Raw genomic sequence first — 20,112 nt, forward strand, 5'->3', positions numbered from 1 at the left:
GATGGTCCTGTACGAGTCGCGTCCGGTGGGCGTCGTGATCGACGCGCCGGCGGACGAGGTGTACTCCTTCGTCGTCGATCCCTCGAACCTGTCGCTCTGGGCGGCGGGGCTCGCGCAGGCGTCCGTCGAGGAGGTGGACGGCCACTGGTTCGCCGACTCGCCGATGGGCCGGGTCGAGATCGTCTTCGCGCCGCGCAACCCCTACGGCGTGGCCGATCACCGGGTGATCACCGAGGGCGGCCGGGTCTTCGACAACCCGCTCCGGATCCTCGCCAACGGCGACGGCGCGGAGGTCGCCTTCACCGTCCGCCGGTACGACGGGATGACGCTCGAGCAGTGGGACGAGGACTGCGACCGGGTCGCGGCGGACCTCGAGACGCTGCGGGGGCTGCTGGAGCGCGCGGAGGACTGAGCGGGCGGGACCGCGGGTCTCCTCCCCAGGAGCGGACCTCGCGGAGCCGTCCACCGGTCTTCGGGCCCGCCGCGATCGGGCGCCGATCCTGCACTACATTCGACAGGATCCGGCGTTCGCCCGGGCCTTCCGCGCGAGAACGAGGGACGTCATGACCTCTCCCGAACCCACCACCCGGCCCGCCGGCGGCATCGAGCTCAACGGTCTCGACACGATCCAGGAGTCGGAGCGGCACGGTCGCCCCCGCGACCTGTTCTGGCCGTGGTTCGCGGCCAACGTCTCGGTGCTGGGGCTGAGCTACGGCTCGTTCCTGCTCGGCTTCGGCCTGTCCTTCTGGCAGGCGACCGCGGTCGCCGTGATCGGGATCGTCGTCTCCTTCCTCTTCTGCGGCTTCGTCGCGGTCGCCGGCAAGCGCGGGTCGGCCCCGACGATGGTGCTCAGCCGCGCCTCCTTCGGCGTCGACGGCAACCGCCTGATCGCGGTGATCTCCTGGCTGCTCACGGTGGGCTGGGAGACGGTGCTCGCCTCGCTCGCCGTGCTGGCGACGGCGACCGTCTTCGAGGAGTTCGGCTGGGACGGCGGCGTGCTGACCAAGGTCGTCGCGCTGATCGTCGTCGCGGCGCTGATCGTCATCGCCGGGATCGCCGGCTTCCGGCTGATCATGCGGCTCCAGCTCGCGATCACGATCGCGACCGCCGTGCTGACCGTGGTCTACGTCGTGCTCGTGCTCGACCGCATCGACCTCGCCGCCGTCGGCAGCCTGCCCTCGGGATCGGCGGGGGCCGTGATCGGCGGACTCGTCTTCATGATGACCGGCTTCGGGCTGGGCTGGGTGAACGCGGCGGCCGACTACTCCCGCTATCTCCCGCGCACCGCCGGCACCGCCGGGGTCATCGGCTGGACCACGATCGGCGGCGCCGTCGCGCCCGTCGTGCTCGTGGTGGTCGGGCTGCTGCTCGCCGCCTCCTCGACGGAGCTGTCCGACGCCATCGCGGCCGACCCGATCGGCGCGCTCGCGAGCATCCTGCCGACCTGGTTCCTGCTCCCCTTCATCGTGGTGGCCCTGCTGGGGCTCATCGGCGGCGCGGTGATGGACATCTACTCCTCGGGTCTCGCGCTGCTCAGCACCGGCCTCAAGGTGTCCCGGCCGGTGGCCGCCGGCATCGACGGCGTGCTGATGGTCCTCGGAGCGATCTACGTCGTCTTCGTCGCGGGCGACTTCCTCGGCCCGTTCCAGGGCTTCCTGATCACGCTCGGCGTGCCGATCGCGGGCTGGCTCGGCGTCTTCCTGGCCGACCTGATCCTCCGCCGCCGCGACTACGACCAGGAGGCGCTCTACAGCTCGCGAGGCCGCTACGGCAGCGTCTCGATCGCGCCGGTGCTGCTCGTGGTCGTCGGCGCCGTGATCGGCTGGGGCCTCGTCGTCAACTACTCCCCCGGCTTCGAGTGGGAGGGCTACCTGCTCGGCCCGATCGGCGGGCGCGACGGCGAATGGGCCGGCGCGAACCTCGGCGTGCTGGTCGCCCTCGTGATCGGCTTCGCCGGCACGCTCGTCCTCTCGCGCTCCGCGGTGCGGCGGCAGGAGGCCGACGCGTGAGCCTGCTCGTCGCGATCGACCTGCAGCACGTCTTCGCCGACGCGGCCTCGCCGTGGGCGTCGAAGGAGTTCGACCGGGCGGCGGAGGGGACGGCCCGGCTGCTCCCGCGCTTCGGCGAGCGGGTGGTCACCACCCGCTTCGTCGCCCCGGCCGAGCCCCGCGGCGCCTGGGTGCCCTACTACCGGGACTGGCCGTTCGCGCTCGTCCCGGACGAGGATCCGCTCTACGCGCTCGTCCCCGGCTTCGAGGGGCACCGCACGATCACCGCCCCGACGTTCGGCAAGTGGGGCGCCGAGCTCGAGGCGCTGCTCGACGACTCCCGCTCGATGGTGCTGACCGGGGTCTCGACCGACTGCTGCGTGCTGGCGACGGCGCTCGCCGCGGCCGACGCCGGCGTGCAGGTGCGGGTCGTGACCGACGCCTGCGCGGGCGCGTCCAAGGCCGACCACGCCCGCGCGCTCGACGCGATGGCGCTGTTCGGGCCGCTGATCACCCTGACGACCGTCGACGACGAGCTGGCCGACGTCCGTGCCGGAGTGTGAGCGCGCGGAAGGTCTCGCGACGACGGCCTGCGGACCGGCATGATGGCGGGATGTCCTCCACCGACGTCCGCGACAGCGCGGCGCCCCGCATCCTCGTCATCGGCGAAGCCCTGATCGACATCGTCGAGCGCGACGGCGAGAGCACCGAGCACGTCGGCGGCTCGCCCGCGAACGTCGCGCTCACCCTCGCCCGCCTCGGCCGCGAGGCGACCCTCGTCACCGACATCGCCGACGACGCGCGCGGCCGCCGCATCGCCGAGCACCTGGGTGCCTCCGGCGTCACCGTGCTGCACGGCGACGCCGAGCGCACCTCGACCGCCCGGGCCCGCCTGCAGGAGGACGGCTCCGCCGAGTACGACTTCGATCTCTCCTGGAACCCGCCGGCCGCCGATCCCTCGAGCGCGACCCACGTGCACACCGGCTCGATCGCGGTCTACCTCGAGCCGGGAGGCTCCGCGATCGTCGAGCTGCTCGAGGCACTGCCGGCCGGCGTCACCGCGAGCGTCGACGCGAACATCCGCCCCGCCCTCGTCGGCGAGCACAACGACGCACTGACCCGCTTCGAGCGCGTCGCCGCGGCCTGCGAGATCGTCAAGCTCAGCGACGAGGACGCGGAGTGGCTCTACCCGACGATGCAGCTCGACGAGGTGCTGACCCGCCTCCTCGAGCTGGGCGCGCAGGTCGCCGTCGTGACCCGCGGCGGCGAGGGCCTGCTGCTCGCCTCCGCCGTCGCCCGGGCCACCGTCCCGGCCGCCCGCATCGTCGTCGCCGACACCATCGGCGCGGGCGACTCGGCGATGGGCGCGATCCTCGACGAGGCGTTCCGCCAGGGTCTCGGCGCCCCGAACGGCCTGCTCCTCGACGAGCCCTCCCTGCGCGCGATCGGACACTGGGCCGCCCGCGTCGCCGGTATCACCACCTCCCGCTCCGGCGCGAACCCCCCGACCCGCGCGGAGCTGTAGGGGGCGCGCGGGTCGCGCCTGCTGGGCGCTGGGATCTCGATACGCCCGCTCCGCGGGCTACTCGATCAGCACGCGGGGCCCTCTGCGAGGGCTACTCGATCGGCATGCGGGGCCCGCTCCGCGGGCTACTCGATCAGCACCCGACGCGAGGTGTCACGGCAGGCGCCAGGTGACACGGCGACCCGCGCGACCTGTAACCCTCGTCGCCGTGACCACGATTGTTCCGGCCGACTACGGCGCGACCCTGGACGAGCTCAAGCGGCACGTGCACGACGCCCGATTCCGCGCCCAGCGCAAGGCGAACACGGAGCTGCTTCGACTGTGGTGGCGGATCGGCTCGACGATCCTCGACCGTCAGCAGCGCGAGCCCTGGGGCAGTGGCGTTCTGGAGCGCCTCGCGGACGACCTGCGAGCCGAATTCCCCTCGATGAAAGGGTTCTCCCGCGCGAACCTGTTCTCCATGCGCCGCTTCGCGGCGGCCTGGCCGGACGAGGAGTCGATTGTCCAACGACCCGTTGGACAATTGCCCTGGGGCCACGTCATCGAGCTGCTCGACAAGCTCGACGATCAGGGGCTCCGGGACTGGTACGCCGCCCAGGACGTCTCGCGCGGCTGGAGCCGGCCGATCCTGGTCCACCAGATCAGGACTCGCCTGCATGAGCGCGAGGCCGCCGCCGCCAGCAACTACGCCGCCGTCCTCGCAGCGACCGATTCCGAACTGGCACAGCAGATCACCCGAGATCCGTACGCTCTCGACTTCCTCGCCATCGACGGAGACAGCCGGGAGCGCGACCTCGAGGATCGCCTGGTCGGCCGGATCACGGACACCCTCCGCGAGCTCGGTCCCGGGTTCGCTTTCGTCGCCCGCCAGATGCACTTCGAGGTCGACGGTGACGACTTCTTCATCGATCTGGTCTTCTTCCACGTCGAACAGCTGCGATACATCGTCGTCGAGCTGAAGACGACCAAGTTCGAGCCGAGGGACGCCGGGCAGCTCGGCTTCTACGTCGCCCTGGTGGACGACAAGCTGCGGATCTCCGGAAAGCACGAGCCGACCATCGGCATCCTCGTCGTCACCGACAAGAACGATGCGGTCGTCCGCTACTCCCTGGCCTCGACGACGCAGCCCGTCGCCGTCAGCCGCTACGAGCTCGCGGAGGACGCACGGGCAGCGCTCCCCGACGAAGCGTCTCTTCTCGACGTGTTCTCCCGCGAGCGGCGACTCAGCCCCGATGGCGGGACAGCGCCGTCGGCCGAGGAGGGAGCGGACAGCTGAGACGCGAGGCTCTTCCCGCTGCGCGGACTGGGCGATCAGCAGGAGGGCGGCCGTTGCAGCGGGGTCGCCGGCGGGTCGATACTGGGCCCTCCTCGACAGGAAGGCGCCGTCATGTCCACGAGTCTCAGCCCCTACATCGGCTTCCGCGACAACGCTCGCGAGGCGATGGAGTTCTACCACTCGGTCTTCGGCGGGGAGCTGCAGTCCAGCACCTTCGCGGACTTCCACGCGAGCGAGGATCCGGCCGAGCAGGACCTGATCATGCACTCGCAGCTGGTCACGCCGAACGGGCTGATCCTGATGGCGTCCGACACTCCGGGCTCGATGACGTTCGAGGAGGGCGCGCGCATCACCGTCGCGCTCTTCGGCGACGACGACGCCGAGCTCGGCGGCTACTGGGAGGGTCTCGCCGCCGGCGGCTCGGTCCAGGAGCCGCTGACCACGTCGCCCTGGGGCGACCGCTTCGGGATGCTGACGGACCGGTTCGGCGTGCACTGGATGGTCAACATCTCTGCCGCGTCCGCCTGAGCGTCCCGATCGCCGCCCGCGCGGGCGCAGAATGGAGGGACCGCCCGGTGTCCGGAGCGGTCCCCTCCCTCTGACGAAGGCGGCACTATGACGATCACGCTCGGGTACAAGGCATCGGCGGAGCAGTTCGGGGCGCGCGAGCTCGTGGAGCTGGCCGTCGGCGCCGAGCGGCACGGCTTCGAGAGCGCGGTGGTCTCCGACCACTTCCAGCCCTGGCGCCACACCGGCGGCCACGCGCCGTTCTCGCTCGCCTGGCTCGCCGCGGCCGGCGAGCGCACCTCGACCATCCGGCTCGGCACCTCGGTGATGACGCCGCACTACCGCTACAACCCCGCCGTCATCGCGCAGGCGTTCGGCACGCTCGGCGTGCTCTACCCGGACCGCATCATGCTCGGCGTGGGCACCGGCGAGGCGCTGAACGAGGTCGCCACCGGCTACCAGGGCGCGGGCGAGCAGAGCTGGCCCGACTTCAAGGAGCGCTTCGCCCGGCTGCGCGAGGCCGTGCGCCTCATGCGCGCCCTCTGGGCCGGGGACCGCGTCTCCTTCGACGGCGAGTACTACTCCACCCACGAGGCGTCCATCTACGACAAGCCGGAGAACGGCGTCCCGGTCTACATCGCCGCGGGCGGACCCGTCGTCGCCAAGTACGCCGGCCGCGCGGGCGACGGCTTCATCTGCACCTCCGGCAAGGGCATGGAGCTCTACACCGAGAAGCTTCTCCCCGCGGTCGAGGAGGGCATCGCGGCGGGCGGGCGCGACTCCGCCGCGCTCGACCGGATGATCGAGATCAAGCTCTCCTACGACCCCGACCCGGCGCTCGCGCTCGAGAACACGCGCTTCTGGGCGCCGCTCTCGCTCACCCCCGAGCAGAAGCACTCGCTGACCGACCCGGTCGACATGGAGCGCGCCGCCGACGAGCTGCCGATCGAGCAGGTCGCCAAGCGCTGGATCGTCGGCTCGGACCCGGACGAGACGGTCGCCCAGATCAAGCCCTACGTCGACGCGGGCTTCAACCACCTCGTGTTCCACGCGCCGGGCGACGACCAGCAGCGCTTCTTCGACGCGTTCGAGCGCGACCTCGCGCCGCGCCTGCGCGCCCTCTGATTCCGTCGCGACCGGCCGGCGCCGTGCCGCCGGCCGTCCGACCCTCCCGCGCCCCGACCCGTCGGCGCCCGCCGACCGACCCCTCCGGAAGAGCCGCCTCCGCATGACCGTGCCCACCCTCCTCGCCCGCCTCGCCGAGGGCGAGCCGATCACGCGCGAGAGCGCCGAGGTGCTCCTCGAGGCGCGCGGGGACGACCTCGACGCGGTGCTGCTGGCCGCCGGGCGGCTGCGCGACGAGGGGCTCGCCCGCCGCGGCCGGCCGGGAGTGATCACCTACTCCCGCAAGGTCTTCGTGCCGCTGACCAAGCTCTGCCGCGACCGCTGCCACTACTGCGTGTTCGTCGAGACGCCCGGCGGCCTGGCGCTGAAGCGCGAGTCGACCTTCATGGAGCCGGAGGAGATCCTCGAGGTCGCCCGCGCCGGCGCCGCGCTCGGCTGCAAGGAGGCGCTGTTCACCCTCGGCGACCGCCCGGAGGACCGCTGGCCCGTCGCCCGCGCGTGGCTCGCCGAGCACGGCTACGCCTCGACGCTCGAGTACGTGCGCGCCATGGCGGTGCTGGTGATGACCGAGACCGGCATGGTCACGCACCTCAACCCCGGAGTAATGTCCTGGGCCGAGCTGCAGCGCCTGCGCCCGGTCGCGCCCTCGATGGGGATGATGCTCGAGACGACCGCCGAGCGGCTCTGGTCCGAGAAGGGCGGCGTGCACTACGGCTCACCCGACAAGGACCCGGCGCTCCGGCTGCGCGTGCTCGACGACGCCGGGCGCAGCCGGATCCCGTTCACCACGGGCGTCTTGCTGGGTATCGGCGAGAACACGGCGGAGCGGGCCGACGCGCTGTTCGCGATCCGCGACTCGCATGCGCTCTGGGGCCACGTGCAGGAGTGCATCGTGCAGAACTTCCGCGCCAAGCCGCGGACCGCGATGCAGAACGAGGTCGACCTCGAGCTGCAGGAGTACGTCGCGAACGTCGCCGTCGCGCGCCTCGTCCTCGGCGCGGACATGACGATCCAGGTGCCGCCGAACCTCACCGACGAGCAGGAGCTCGGGCTCCTCCTCCGCGCCGGGATCGACGACTGGGGCGGGGTCAGTCCGCTGACCGCGGACCACGTCAATCCGGAGCGGCCCTGGCCGAACATCGACGACCTCGCGCGGCTGACCGCCGACTCCGGCTACCAGCTGCACGAGCGCCTCACCGCGCATCCGCGGTACCTCAGCGACGCGGAGACCTGGATCGACCCGCGGGTCGCGCCGTACGTCCTCGCGCTCGCCGACCGGGAGTCGTGGCTGGCCGACGAGGCCGTGCCGATCGTCCCCCGCGCGTACGAGGAGGAGCTGCCGCCCGCACCGCGTCCGGCCGCGCCGACCCTCGCCGCCGTGCTCGAGCGCGCGAGCGCCGACCCGGCCGGTCTCGACGACGCCGACTATCTGGCCCTGCTCGCCGCCGACGGCGACGACCTCGACGCGCTGGCCGCCCTGGCCGACGACGTCCGGCGCTCGGCCGTGGGCGACACCGTCACCGTGGTCGCCAACCGCAACATCGACACCGCGCTCTGGGGCGCCGGCGGGCTCACCGTCGAGACCCTGGAGCAGCTCGCCGACGAGGCCGTCGCGCTCGGCGCCACCGAGCTGTGCCTCCAGGGTCCGCTCGCGACCCCGGGCGAGGACCACCTGCTGATCGTGCGCACCCTGCACGCACGGCACCCCTCGCTGCACCTGCACGCGTTCCGGCCGGGCGAGATCCTCGACGCCGCGACGAGCACCGGGCGGACCCCCGCCGAGATGCTGGCCGCGCTGCGCGAGGCGGGCGTCGACTCCGTGCCGGGGACCGCGGCGCGGATCCTCGACGACGACGTGCGCGCGATCCTGAGCGAGGGCGCGGACCCGAGCGTCGCCGAGTGGCGCGAGTCGGTGACGACCGCGCACCGCGGCGGGCTGCGCTCGACCGCGACGATGGTCTACGGGCACGTCGAGACGCCGCAGCAGCAGATCGACCACCTCCGTGCGCTGGCCGCGATCCAGGACGAGACGGGCGGCTTCACCGAGTTCATCGCGATGCCGTTCGTGCCCGCCGAGGCGTCGGCGGCGGTCGTCGTGCAGACCCGCGGCGGACCGACCCGGCGCGAGACCCGCGCGGTGCACGCCGTGGCGCGGCTGCTGCTGCACGGGCGGATCGACCACGTGCAGACGGCCTGGACGAAGCTCGGGCTCCAGCTGTCGCAGGAGCTGCTGCGCGGCGGCGCGGACGACCTCGGCGGCCTGCTGCTCGACGGCGCGATGAGCCCGGAAGCGGGCGCCGAGGCGCACCGCTCCCTCGACATCGCGACCGTCGCGCGCCTCACCGGCGAGATCGGCCGGCCCTGGCGCCAGCGCACCACCGACTACGGACACGTCGCTCCCGAGCGCGCGATGGTGGTGCCGACACCCGGCAGCACGGCGACGCGCCGGCTGCGCCTCCCGGTGCGCGAGGCCGGCCGCGTCTCGTGACGCGGTCGTCGGCGTACCTCGAGCGGCAGGCGGCGCTGATCCGGGAGTCGACTCTCACGGTGGGTGACGACACGGTCCGCCTCCACTCCGGTGGTGAGCCGGCGACGGACGTCGTCCTGCTCGTGACCGGGCCGGGGCGCGGTGCCCGGGCCGACGGGGCGCTGCTGCTGCCCATGCTCGCTCGCCGGCACCGGGTGGCGGCGGTCGAGCTCGCCGACCTGCGGGATCCTCTGCGCGACGCGCCTCGCGCCGTCACCGCCGCGCTCGACCGGCTCGGCGCCGAGCGGGCGGTGGTCGTCGGCGTCTCCCTCGGCGCCTGGGCCGCGATCACCGCCGCCGAAGCCGACCCGCGCGTGGTCGCCCTGGTGCTGGCCGCCGGCTGGCTGCGGCCCACCGAGCGCCTCCTCGCGGTCGCCCGGCTGTGGGAGTCGCTGGCCGGCCTCCCCGACGCCCGCGCCGACCTGGCGCGCGTGATCGGCGTCCGCACGCTCGCCGACCTCGGACCCGGGCGCGCGACTCCCCTGGCCGCCGACGCCGCGACCGCCGCGCTCCTCGCCGCGACCGCCCGCGCCGACGCGACCGAGGCCGCGGCCCGCCTGCGCGTCCCCGCGCTGGTCGTCGGCTGCGCCGCGGACGCCGTCGTCGGCGTCGAGGGGGCGGAGGCGCTGCTCGGGGCGATCGACGACGCCCGCTACGCCGTGATCGACGCCGGCCACTGCGTGCTGGCCGAGCGGCCGGCCGAACTGCTGGCGCTCGTCGAGCGCTTCGTCGCCGACCCGCACCGGGACCCGGCCGGGTCGACACTCCCCCGGACGATCGTCTGATGGCGACCTCGGTCGACGTCGTCGTGGTCGGCGCGGGCTTCGCGGGCATCGGAGCGGCGGCGCGCCTCGCCCGCCGCGGCGGCGTCTCCTTCGCGGTGCTCGAGCGGGCCGAGCGCGTCGGCGGCACCTGGCGTGACAACCGCTATCCGAACGTCTCCTGCGACATCCCCTCGCACCTGTACTCGTACTCGTTCGCGCCCGAGGCGGACTGGTCGGCGTTCTACGCGCCGGGTGCCGAGATCCAGGCCTACCTCGAGCGGGTCGTCGAGCGCGAGCGGCTCGCGCCGCAGCTGCACCTCGGCACCGACGTCCTTGAGATGACCTTCGACGAGGACGCCGAGCGCTGGCGGGTGCGCACCTCGCGGGGCGACTTCGACGCGGCCGTGCTCGTGGTCTGCGCCGGGCGGCTGTCGGAACCGCGCCTGCCCGACGTCCCGGGGCTGGACGGCTTCGCGGGGCCGGCCTTCCACTCCGCCCGCTGGCGCGACGACGTCATCCTGGACGGGGCTCGCGTCGGGATCGTCGGCTCCGGCGCCTCCGCCGTGCAGATCGTGCCGCACCTCGCGGAGCGCGCGGCCGAGGTCGTGCTGTTCCAGCGCTCGGCGCCGTACGTCGTGCCGCGTCGGAATCGCGCGTACCCGCCGGAGGAGCGCCGCACGCTCGCGCGCGTGCCGGGCGCCGTCGAGCGCCTGCGCTCCGAGCTGTTCTGGCGCGCGGAGCTCGGCTTCGCCGGCCGCGTCGGCGTGCCCGACGCCATCGACCGGCTGCGGGCGGAGGCGCTCGGCCATCTCGCCGCGCAGGTCGCCGACCCGGAGCTGCGCGCGGTCCTCACGCCGGACTACGAGATCGGCTGCAAGCGGGTGCTGCTCTCGGACGACTACTACCCCGCGCTCGCGCAGCCGCACGTGCGCGTGGTGCCCTCGCCCCTGCGCCGGATCGAGGGCTCGGCGGCGATCGGCGACGACGGTGCCGCCCACGAGGTCGATGCGCTGGTCTTCGCGACCGGCTTCCACGCGACTCGCCCGCCGTTCGCCCGCCGGATCCGCGGCCGCGGCGGCGAGCTGCTGGCCGACCGCTGGGGCGACGGGATGTCGGCGTACGAGTCGACCGCCGTGCACGGCTTCCCGAACCTCTTCGTGATCAACGGCCCGAACGCGAGCCTCGGCCACAACTCCGCGGTGCACATGATCGAGTCGCAGATCGACTACGTCCTCGCCGCACTGGAGCACCGCACCGTCGCGGGTGTCGACCTCCTGGAGGTCACCGCCGAGGCCGAAGCCGCCGCGCTCGCCCGCCTCGACGCGCTCAGCGCCGACACCGTCTGGACGAACGGCGGCTGCGAGAGCTGGTACGTCGACTCCGCCTCCCGCCGCCTCACCCTGCTCTGGCCCGACTTCGCCTTCGCCTTCCGCGAGGAGCTCGGCCGCTTCGACCCGTCGGCCTACGCGCACTGACCACGCTGACACGCGGTGGATGCGGTGCGGACATCATGCTGATCGGGTAGCCCGCGCAGCGGGCGTATCGAGCGGAGGGGGCGCCTCCGGCGCCATCGCAGGACGGGGACGAGACCGACGTGCATGCGGTGGTGGGTCTCGATACGCCCCTACGGGGCTACTCGACCAGCATGTCTGCGGGTGTCTCTTCCAAGTAGATCCACCAGCACCAGAAGCCGAGCCTGCAGACCTGCCCTGATGAGAGCGCGGTCCGGCCTCACGAGGTGTTCTCTCTTATCCGCAATGCCCAGATCGCGAAACGCGACTGCAGCGCGCTCAGAGCGTCCGGGCTCACTCCGTACTCGCGGACCCGGTCGGGAGTGAGTCTCTCTGCGCGGTCGAGCTGCTGGGCGAACATCAGTGGCTCGAAGCCGGGATCGCGTTCGCGCGCGGCGCTCAGAAGCTGTTCATCAGTCGATCTGCCGGAGGAGCGGATCGCGTCGACGTCCAGGAAGTCGCGGGCCTCCGCGCGGCTGTAGAGCGCACTCACCTTGTTCCCGACGGCGTCGTCGACGCTGAGGACCGGCCCGATCTGCAGCAGCACGGGGTCGTCCTCACGCCAATCCATCCCCAGGTCGACATCGATCCGCTCGCCGCTCGGGGTCTCGACGTGCAGCCTGGCGAACTGCGCGGACCGGCGGCTCTCCGCGACGATGAAGCTCGCTGCCCGAAGCCCGTCGAGCACTCGATCGACGGCCTGTCCGAAGGCGCGCGTGTCGGTGTTGGACGTGAAGAGGTCGATGTCCTCCGTCGGGCGGTCTGTGATGCCGTGCTCCCGGATAGCACCCGACCCGGCGAGCGCGAAGGAGGCGCCGTCGAGCATCGTGAGGAGCAGCCGGGTGACCAGACGCTGAAGCTCCCGATTCGCCTTCTCCACCTCAAGCACCCGCCAGTTCGGGGAATCGCGTCTCCCAAAGCAGGCGCACTCGGTCGGGCAGGTCCAGCTCCTTCCACAGCGACGCCAGAAGCCCCCGGTCGAGAAGAGCCTCCTGATCCTCGGAGGTGCCCTCGGTGAGCAGAGCCTGGTATGCCTTCGCAACTCCTCCGGGCGTGCGCAGATCGACGGTCACCTCCGGTCCCCAGTGCACGTGGTGAGGGAGCTCGATCACTCCGGCTGATGGCCCGACCAGATCATCGAGCGCCAGCGGCAGCTCGTACGGCTTCACGTCGCGGTAGAAGACCCGCTCCTGAGCGGGGGCCTCCTTCGCGAGCGCCCGGGCCACCGAGGACTTGCCGACGCCGAGGGCTTCGGCGATCTGCACCACGCTGCTCCCCGACGCCCTCATCCGCCTGGCTTCGCGGAGCCGCGGCGGCGTCATGACCGAGGGACGCCCGCCGACTCGGCCCGCTGCCCTGGCTCGATCGAGGCCGCGGCGCGTCTCCTCGCTCCTCGTGCTCGTGCCGACCCGAGCAAGCGCCCGGACCATCGCGAAGGACGCGCGGCCCCCCGGCGCCGCTGTGTCGATCACCGGCTCGGAGAGCGTTCTGAGCTCGGCACCGCGCACCTCCAGGTCCTGGACGATCTCGAGGACGAGTCGCTCCGTGCCGCCGAGGCAGTCGAGCCCGCGGACGAGAAGGGTGTCGCCCGCGCGGAGGCTCTCGACGCAGATCAGCCACTGCAGTCGCTCGGCGAGGCCGCTCCTGGCTGAGCGGTCGATGAAGACCTGCTCGGCGCCTGCCGCCTGCAATTCCGAGACCTGCTTCGAACCGTCGTCGTCGGATCGCACGGTCCTCGCATAGCCGATGATGCTGGTCATCGCCGTCTCCTCCTGCTCTGTCCCGAGGGTATCCCGAAAACGATCGATCGACGTTCCGGGACGCGCAACGCCCCCTCAGTGACGGACCATCGAGGGTGCGCCCGCCGCGCTCTCCGACGCGCGATCATGGAGCCACCCGATCCCCGCTCGACAGGACCCCCGCCATGCCGTCCGACGCCGCTCCGCCGCCCCCGCCCGCGCTCGACCACGAGGTCGCGGCCGCCCTGCTGCGGGAGCGCTACGGGCTGCACGGCGCACTGCGGGAGCTGGGCAGCAATCAGGACCGCAACGTCCTCGTCGACACCGGCGACGAGCGGCTGCTGCTCAAGATCGCGAATCCCGCGACGCCGAGAGGGCGGATCGAGGCGCAGACGGCGGCCGTCGCGCGGCTGGCGGACCGGCTCGGGGGCGTCCGGCTCCCGCGCGTGCGCCCCGACCGCGAGGGCCGCACCCTCAACGAGATCGACCTCGGCGGCACGACCGCCGCGGCCCGGGTCCTCGATTTCGTCCCCGGCCGGACCCTCTCCGGCTCCGGCTACCTCTCCCCCGCCGTCGTCCGGGCGATGGGCGACCTCGCCGCCCGGGTCGACGTCGCGCTCGCCGAGCAGCCGCTCCACGGCCTCGAGGAGACCGACCAGTGGGACCTGCGGCGGGCGGGCGAGGTCGTCGACGCGCTGATCGGCCGGGTGCCGCGGCGCTCCGCGCGGGCGATCCGGGCAGCCGTCGACGCGGCGCTGGCGGTCGTCGATCCGCTCGCCGCCGCGCTCCCGGTGCAGCTCGTGCACGGCGACCTCACCGACGACAACGTCGTGGTCGACGCGGGCGTCCTCCCCGACGGCGTCATCGACTTCGGCGACCTCGGCGCGGGCTGGGCGGTCGGCGAGCTCGCGATCACGCTGTCCTCGCTCCTGCACCACGCGGACGCCGACGCGGCCACCGTGCTCCGCGCCGCCACCGCGTACGACGCCGTGCGCCCGCTCGCCGGCGCCGAGGTCGAGGCGCTGTGGCCGCTCGTCGTGCTCCGGGCGGCGGTCCTCGTCGTCAGCGCCCACGACGTCCTGGCCGGCGACCCCGGCAACGACTACGCCCGCGAGAACCTCGAGCACGAGCGGCTGATCCTCGACCGGGCGACCGCCGCGCCGCTGCCGGTGCTGCAGGCGCTGGTCCGGCGGGCCCTTCGCCGGCCGAGCGCACCGGCCGCACTCTCCCCCGCGGTCCCCGTTCTCGACGCCGTCGACGCCGTCGTCGTCGACCTCTCGCCCGAGAGCCCGGCGCTCGACGCCGGCCGCTGGCTGGACGACGACGCCGAGCCCGCCCTCGCCCGCGCCGCGCTCGCCGGCGGCGCCGGGGCCGCGGTGCTGCGCTACGGCGAGCGCCGTCTGACCCGCGGCCGCCCGCACACCGCGCAGGAGCCCGAGACGACCGCTCTGGTCACCGAGGTCCACCTCGCCGCGGAGACACCCCTGGCCGCGCCGTTCGACGCGGAGGTGGGCGGCGGCGTCCCCGGCGGAGTCACCCTGCTCGCCGACGGGGTCCGTCTGCGGCTCGACGGGGTCGACGACGCTCCCGCACCCGGCACGCGGGTCCGGTCCGGCGACCGGCTCGGCACGGCCCGCGGACTCCTGCGCGCCCAGGCCGCACCGCGCGCGCTCGACACCGTCGACCTCCCGCCCTTCGCGAACGCGCACTGGGCCGACGCCTGGCTCGACGTCCTCCTCGACCCGACCCCGCTGCTCCTGGGACGCACCCTGCCGGCGCCGCAGCCGGACCCCGAGGTGCTCGACCGGCGGCTCGCGCACCTGGCCGAGGCGCAGGAGCACTACTTCGAGTCCCCGCCCACGATGCTGCGCGGCTGGCGCGAGCACCTCGTCGACGACTCCGGCCGCGTGCACCTCGACGTGCTCAACAACGTCACCTCGATCGGCCACGCCCACCCGCTGCTCGTCGAGCGGGTCGCGCGGCAGTGGCGGCTGCTCAACACCAACTCGCGCTTCTCCTACCCCGCGATCGGCGAGTTCTGCGAGCGGCTGGCGGCACTGCTGCCGCACGGGCTCGACACCGTGCTGCTCGTCAACAGCGGCACGGAGGCGGCCGACCTGGCGCTGCGGATCGCCCGCGCCTGGTCGGGCCGCGACGACGTGCTGGCGGTGCGGGAGGCGTATCACGGCTGGTCGGGCCTGTCCGATGCGGTCTCCACCTCCGTCGCCGACAACCCCGACGCGCTCGCGACCCGGCCGCCCTGGGTGCACACCCTCGACGCCCCGAACAGCTACCGCGGCACGCACCGCGGTGCCGAGGCGCACCGCTACGCGCCGGAGGCGGTCGCCCGGATCGAGGAGCTGGTCGCGGCCGGCACTTTCCCGGGCGGCTTCATCGCCGAGACCTTCTACGGCAACGCCGGCGGCATCCCGCTGCCCGACGGCTACCTCGCCGCCGTCTACCCGGCCGTCCGCGCCCACGGCGGGCTGTGCATCGCCGACGAGGTGCAGGTCGGCTACGGCCGCCTCGGCGACTGGTTCTGGGGCTTCGAGCAGCAGGGCGTGGTGCCCGACGTCGTCGCCGTCGCGAAGGCGATGGGCAACGGCCACCCGCTGGGCGCGGTCGTGACGACCCGCGAGATCGCCGACCGCTACCGCTCGCAGGGGTCGTTCTTCTCCTCGGCGGGCGGCAGCCCGGTCAGCTCCGTCGTCGGGACGACGGTGCTGGACGTGCTCGCGGACGAGCGGCTGCAGGAGAACGCGCGGACCACCGGCGCGCACCTCCGCCGCCGGCTCGAAGCGCTCGCCGAGCGCCACCCGCTGATCGGCGCCGTGCACGGCAGCGGGCTGTACCTGGGCCTCGAGCTGGTCCGCGATCGGGAGACGCTCGAGCCGGCGACCGCGGAGACGCGCGCGATCTGCGAGCGCCTCCGCGAGCGCGGCGTGATCGTGCAGCCCACCTCCGACCGCCAGTGCGTGCTCAAGATCAAGCCGCCGCTCTGCTTCACCGTCGAGAGCGCCGACTTCTTCGCCGACCAGCTCGACGAGGTGCTGACGACGGGCTGGTGAGCGCGCCGGCGGGCGGGGCGCCGCCTCACGCCCGCGCCCCGCCCGCCAGCACCCGCCGCACGATCACGCGCTCGCAGAGCGTCCACGTCGTCGTGACCGTGAGGTAGAGCGTCGCCGCGAGCGGCACGAACGCCGCGAACACCACCGTCAGGAACGGCATCCAGCTGAGCACCCCGGTCAGCTGCGCGACGGCCGCGGGCGCCCCCTTCGGCACCGGGGTGAGCGCCGCCTGGCGCAGCGCGACCCGGCGCGCCAGCCAGGACACGAGCGCGATCACCCCGAGGAGCACCGCGAAGACACCGAGCTGCGCGGCCTCGCCGCCGCCGAGCGCCGTGACGAACGACCGCCCGAGCGGCACGTCCAGCAGCCGAGCGTCGAGCAGCGCGTTGCCGTGACCGGCGATGTCCGGGTGCACGAACAGCCCGTAGAGCAGCGAGACGACGGGCGCCTGCAGCAGCACCGGGAGGCAGCCCGCGAGCGGCGAGGCCTTCTCGTCGGCGTAGAGCTTCATGGTGGCCCGCTGCAGCGCCTCCGGATTCTTCGCGTGCTTGCGCTGCAGCTCGCGCAGCAGCGGGGCGAGGCGGCGGCGGGTGATCTCGGCCCGGCCCTGCGAGATCCCGACCGGGATCAGCAGCACGCGGACGAGGAGGGTCACCAGCACGATCGCGGCGGCGGCCGAGGCGCCGCCCGCGAGGGGCTCGAGGGCCGAGGTGAGGCCGGTGACGAGGTGGGAGGCGGCGTCGAGCGCCGCCGCGATGGGCGGGAAGTCGTAGAAGTTCAAGGGAGTCCTGTCGTCGGGAGGTGAGCGCGATCGCGAACGGTCGCGCCTCCCGAGGCAGAGCTCCGGGCTACGCGACCAGTCCCGGCAGGCCCGGCGCCCGCGAGCGCACGCGACCCGCGGTGCGCGGGTGCTGCGGCGAGGGCTGCGCGGCGAGGCCGAGCCGGTGCTCCCGGGCGCGGCGCCCGATCGACAGCACGGGCCGGCGAGCGCCGACGGCCAGGTAACGCGCCCCGAGGACGAGAGCGGCGACCGCGGTGGTGGTGACGACCAGCACGACGGCGGCGTCGGGACTCGACACGAGCGCGAGCAGCAGGAACGTCCCGCTCAGCAGAGCGAGGAGCTGCTCGAGGTGCGCGCGCACGGGAGTCCTTCCGACCCGACCAGGCTAGCGGCAGGTGCGCCGCGGCGGGCATGGTGCCAGGCTGTCGAACGGCGGAGGGAGCCGACGATGGCAGCTCGAGGACGTGGGACGAACGGGCGGGTGCTGAGGTTCCTCGCCGCCGCCGGCCGGATCCTCCTCGCCGGCGTCACCGCCGGGATCGCGACGCTGAGCCCGGGAGGCGAGACGCACCGCCCGGACCTGCCGCCCCCGCGCCGCGACGAGTACCGGCCCTGACGCCGGCGCCCGTGACGAGCACGCGCCGCGACGGGCAGGGTAGGCCTCCCGCGCCGCCGCGGCCAGCCGTCGCCCGGCACCGCCGGGGCCGACGATAATCGGGGGATGCGTGAAGACGACGATGTCGATCTGGTGATCGACGCGTGGGCCGACGCCCTGCCCGATCTCGACTTCGCCCCACTCGACGTCCTCTCCCGCCTGCGCCGGCTCAGCCCGCGGGTGCAGGAGGTGCGGCGCCTCTCCTTCGCGGCGGGCGAGCTCGCCCCGTGGGAGTTCGAGCTGCTCTCGCTGCTGCGCCAGAACCCGGCCGGCACGATGACCCCGTCCGTCCTCTCCACCCGCCTGGGCATCTCCAGCGGCAACCTCGCCAGCCGCGTCGACCGGCTGGGCGCGCGCGGCCTGGTCGTCCGCGAGCAGAACGCCGCCGACTCGCGCAGCAAGATCGTCTCGCTCACCCCGCGCGGCACGAAGCGCGTCGACGACGCGATGCGGCACCTCGTCGCGGCCGAGGGCGAGGTCCTCGCCGACCTCGACTCCCGGCAGATCGGCGTCCTGATCGAGTGCCTGCGCACCATCAGCGCGACGCTCGACCGCCTGGACTGACGACTCGCTCCCCGTGCGCCGGTCGCGCCGCACCGGCGATACTCGACGGGATGCGGATTCTGGTGGTCGACGACGAGGCGGTCTTCGCCGACGGCGTCCGCCGCGGTCTCGAGGCCGAGGGCTTCTCGGTCGACGTCGCGCACGACGGCGTGGACGGGCTGTGGCGGGCCCGCGAGACGATCTACGACGCCATCGTCCTCGACCTGATGATGCCCGGGCTCAGCGGCTCCGCCCTCTGCCGCACCCTCCGCGACGAGGGCGACTGGACCCCGGTCCTGATGCTGACCGCGAAGGACGGCGACCGCGACCAGATCGAGGGCCTCGACGCCGGCGCCGACGACTACGTGGTGAAGCCGCTGGAGTACTCCGTCCTGGTGGCGCGGCTGCGGGCGCTGGTGCGCCGGGGGCGGCCGGAGCGGCCGGTGGTCCACCGCTTCGGTGACCTGCTGATCGACCCGGCGCTCCGCGAGGTGCACCGGGGAGACGTTTCGATCCGGCTGACCTCGCGCGAGTTCGCCGTGGTCGACTTCCTCGCCCGCCACCGCGACCGGGTCGTCGCCAAGCGCGAGATCCTCGAGGGCGTCTGGGACGACGCGTTCGACGGCGACCTCAACATCGTCGAGGTCTACGTGGCGCGGCTGCGAGCCAAGCTCGACCGCCCGTTCGGCACGGAGTCGATCACCACGCTCCGCGGTGCCGGCTACCGGCTCGTCGAGGGCTGAGGACCGATGTCCCGGCGCCCGCCCTGGAGCATCCGCGTGCGGCTGACCGCCCTGGTCTCCGCCGCGATCCTCGCCGTGCTGGTCGCCGGCTCCGTCGCCTTCGCCGCCCTGCTGGAGCAGTCGCTCGTCGACGCCGAGGCGTTCACCGCGAACCAGCAGGCCCGCCAGATCGCCACCGACACCGAGAGCGCCGGGCGGCTGCCGCCGTTCAACACCGACGAGGTCGTCATCCAGCTGCAGCGGGAGGGATCGGTCGTCGCGGTCGCGGACGACGACTTCGTCTACGCCGTGCCGCTGCCGGTCTCCGACGAGCCGCAGATCACCTCGATCGACGGCACCCGCTTCGTCGTCGGCTCCGAGAGTCTCCAGCTCGGCGGCGACCCGGGTGAGACCGTCGTCGTCGCGCGCACCCTCGCCGGGGCCGACGACGCCGCGGGCTCGGCCGTCCGGCTTCTCGCGGTCGCCGTCCCACTCGTCACGGCGGTGGTCGGAGCGCTGGTCTGGTTCGTCGTCGGCCGCTCGCTCCGGCCGGTCGAGCGGATCCGCGCCGACGTCGAGGCGATCGAGGCCGCCGATCTCCAGCGCCGTGTGCAGGAGCCGCCCGGTCGCGACGAGCTCGCCCGCCTGGCCCGCACGATGAACGGCCTGCTCGACCGCCTCGAGCGCTCGCAGGCCGCCCAGCGCCGCTTCGTCTCCAACGCCTCGCACGAGCTGCGCTCCCCGGTCGCGGCCGTCCGGCAGCACGCCCAGGTCGCCCTGCGGCATCCGGAGGCGGTCCCGCTCGCCGACCTCGCCCGCGTCGTCGAGGACGAGGGCGAGCGGATGCAGCACCTCGTCGCGAGCCTCCTGCTGCTGGCCCGCGTGGACGAGCGCGACGAGGGAGCCGAGCAGGACGTCGACCTCGACGACCTCGTGCTCGCCGAGGCCGCGCGGCTCCGCGCGCTGGGCGTCGACGTGCGCACCGAGGACGTCGGACCGGCCCAGGTGCACGGGCACGAGCCGCTGCTGCACAGCGCCGTGCGCAACGCCGCCGAGAACGCCCGGCGGCACGCGGCGGGCGTCGTCGCCTTCACCGTGCGCGAGGAGGACGGCGTCGCGGTCCTGCGCGTCGACGACGACGGCCCGGGAGTGCCGGCCGAGGACCGCGAGCGGGTCTTCCTCCGCTTCGAGCGCCGCGACGACGCCCGCGCCCGCGACACCGGCGGCTCGGGGCTCGGCCTCGCGATCGTCGCCGAGGCGGCGCGGGCGGGCGGCGGCACGGCGCGCCTGCTCGACTCCCCGCTCGGCGGCGCGCGGCTCGAGATCCGCCTGCCGGCTCCCGGCTGACCGCAGGACACCGAGGCTGTTCAGGCTGGCGAAA

General features: G+C 73.7%; 19 protein-coding genes. 15 read left to right on the plus strand and 4 right to left on the minus strand.

What is annotated here, in order from left to right; translation table 11 throughout:
- Nucleotide 1 precedes the first annotated feature (1 nt).
- The 10 genes from EDF35_RS01125 (at nucleotide 2) to EDF35_RS01170 (ending at nucleotide 11,187) form a co-directional block, all read left to right on the plus strand.
- Nucleotides 2-412: an SRPBCC family protein gene (locus tag EDF35_RS01125; RefSeq protein ID WP_123445222.1), complete on the plus strand. Its 411-nt coding sequence runs from the start codon at nucleotides 2-4 to the stop codon at nucleotides 410-412.
- Between the two features lie 151 nt (nucleotides 413-563).
- Complete coding sequence (locus tag EDF35_RS01130; protein ID WP_133960510.1) at nucleotides 564-2,009, plus strand: cytosine permease; 1,446 nt, start codon at nucleotides 564-566, stop codon at nucleotides 2,007-2,009.
- Nucleotides 2,006-2,551 carry an isochorismatase family protein gene (locus EDF35_RS01135; RefSeq protein ID WP_243839805.1) on the plus strand — a complete coding sequence of 182 codons (546 nt, stop codon included), beginning with the start codon at nucleotides 2,006-2,008 and terminating at the stop codon, nucleotides 2,549-2,551. The genes EDF35_RS01130 and EDF35_RS01135 overlap by 4 nt, the downstream gene beginning before the upstream one ends.
- Before the next feature lie 50 nt (nucleotides 2,552-2,601).
- Nucleotides 2,602-3,513 carry a carbohydrate kinase gene (locus tag EDF35_RS01140; RefSeq protein ID WP_133960512.1) on the plus strand — a complete coding sequence of 304 codons (912 nt, stop codon included), beginning with the start codon at nucleotides 2,602-2,604 and terminating at the stop codon, nucleotides 3,511-3,513.
- Nucleotides 3,514-3,721: 208 nt separating this feature from the next.
- Nucleotides 3,722-4,789, plus strand: coding sequence for a PDDEXK nuclease domain-containing protein (locus tag EDF35_RS01145; protein WP_123702448.1), 1,068 nt, complete (start codon nucleotides 3,722-3,724; stop codon nucleotides 4,787-4,789).
- Nucleotides 4,790-4,900: 111 nt separating this feature from the next.
- Nucleotides 4,901-5,317, plus strand: coding sequence for a VOC family protein (locus EDF35_RS01150; protein WP_123733845.1), 417 nt, complete (start codon nucleotides 4,901-4,903; stop codon nucleotides 5,315-5,317).
- An 87-nt stretch (nucleotides 5,318-5,404) separates the two neighbouring features.
- Complete coding sequence (gene fgd, locus EDF35_RS01155) at nucleotides 5,405-6,421, plus strand: glucose-6-phosphate dehydrogenase (coenzyme-F420) (protein WP_123445218.1); 1,017 nt, start codon at nucleotides 5,405-5,407, stop codon at nucleotides 6,419-6,421.
- A 103-nt stretch (nucleotides 6,422-6,524) separates the two neighbouring features.
- Nucleotides 6,525-8,909, plus strand: coding sequence for a 7,8-didemethyl-8-hydroxy-5-deazariboflavin synthase CofG (gene cofG / locus EDF35_RS01160; protein ID WP_208322995.1), 2,385 nt, complete (start codon nucleotides 6,525-6,527; stop codon nucleotides 8,907-8,909).
- Between the two features lie 59 nt (nucleotides 8,910-8,968).
- Nucleotides 8,969-9,733, plus strand: coding sequence for an alpha/beta hydrolase (locus tag EDF35_RS01165; protein WP_133960513.1), 765 nt, complete (start codon nucleotides 8,969-8,971; stop codon nucleotides 9,731-9,733).
- Nucleotides 9,733-11,187, plus strand: coding sequence for an NAD(P)/FAD-dependent oxidoreductase (locus EDF35_RS01170; RefSeq protein ID WP_133960514.1), 1,455 nt, complete (start codon nucleotides 9,733-9,735; stop codon nucleotides 11,185-11,187). Before EDF35_RS01165 ends, EDF35_RS01170 begins: the two co-directional genes overlap by 1 nt.
- A gap of 256 nt (nucleotides 11,188-11,443) precedes the next feature.
- Here EDF35_RS01170 and EDF35_RS01175 read toward each other — a convergent pair whose 3' ends face one another.
- Nucleotides 11,444-12,112, minus strand: coding sequence for a nucleotidyl transferase AbiEii/AbiGii toxin family protein (locus tag EDF35_RS01175; RefSeq protein ID WP_347876887.1), 669 nt, complete (start codon nucleotides 12,110-12,112; stop codon nucleotides 11,444-11,446).
- Nucleotides 12,105-12,983 (minus strand): recombinase family protein, encoded by an 879-nt coding sequence (locus EDF35_RS21105; RefSeq protein ID WP_123733841.1) that lies wholly within the window; start codon nucleotides 12,981-12,983, stop codon nucleotides 12,105-12,107. Before EDF35_RS21105 ends, EDF35_RS01175 begins: the two co-directional genes overlap by 8 nt.
- 164 nt (nucleotides 12,984-13,147) lie before the next feature.
- Between EDF35_RS21105 and EDF35_RS01185 the strand changes: the two genes are divergently transcribed.
- Nucleotides 13,148-16,030 (plus strand): aminotransferase, encoded by a 2,883-nt coding sequence (locus EDF35_RS01185; protein ID WP_133960515.1) that lies wholly within the window; start codon nucleotides 13,148-13,150, stop codon nucleotides 16,028-16,030.
- A gap of 25 nt (nucleotides 16,031-16,055) precedes the next feature.
- On the opposite strand, the gene yidC is transcribed toward EDF35_RS01185, so the two are convergent.
- Complete coding sequence (yidC, locus tag EDF35_RS01190) at nucleotides 16,056-16,811, minus strand: membrane protein insertase YidC (RefSeq protein ID WP_133960516.1); 756 nt, start codon at nucleotides 16,809-16,811, stop codon at nucleotides 16,056-16,058.
- 67 nt (nucleotides 16,812-16,878) lie between these two features.
- Entirely contained in the window at nucleotides 16,879-17,172 is a 294-nt protein-coding gene (locus EDF35_RS01195) for a hypothetical protein (RefSeq protein ID WP_123733838.1), read from the minus strand.
- An 87-nt stretch (nucleotides 17,173-17,259) separates the two neighbouring features.
- On the opposite strand from EDF35_RS01195, the gene EDF35_RS20595 reads away from it, so the two are divergent.
- The 4 genes from EDF35_RS20595 (at nucleotide 17,260) to EDF35_RS01210 (ending at nucleotide 20,078) form a co-directional block, all read left to right on the plus strand.
- The gene (locus EDF35_RS20595; protein ID WP_164874417.1) at nucleotides 17,260-17,427 is read left to right on the plus strand and encodes a hypothetical protein; all 168 of its coding nucleotides are present in this window, start codon (nucleotides 17,260-17,262) and stop codon (nucleotides 17,425-17,427) included.
- Nucleotides 17,428-17,532: 105 nt separating this feature from the next.
- A complete protein-coding gene (locus EDF35_RS01200; protein ID WP_123445211.1) occupies nucleotides 17,533-18,030 on the plus strand; it encodes a MarR family transcriptional regulator in 498 nt (165 codons plus the stop codon).
- Between the two features lie 50 nt (nucleotides 18,031-18,080).
- Nucleotides 18,081-18,752, plus strand: coding sequence for a response regulator transcription factor (locus tag EDF35_RS01205; RefSeq protein WP_133960517.1), 672 nt, complete (start codon nucleotides 18,081-18,083; stop codon nucleotides 18,750-18,752).
- Nucleotides 18,753-18,758: 6 nt separating this feature from the next.
- Nucleotides 18,759-20,078: a HAMP domain-containing sensor histidine kinase gene (locus tag EDF35_RS01210; protein WP_133960518.1), complete on the plus strand. Its 1,320-nt coding sequence runs from the start codon at nucleotides 18,759-18,761 to the stop codon at nucleotides 20,076-20,078.
- Nucleotides 20,079-20,112 lie beyond the last annotated feature (34 nt).

Source organism: Rathayibacter sp. PhB151 (assembly GCF_004366415.1).
Classification (GTDB): Bacteria; Actinomycetota; Actinomycetes; order Actinomycetales; family Microbacteriaceae; genus Rathayibacter; species Rathayibacter festucae.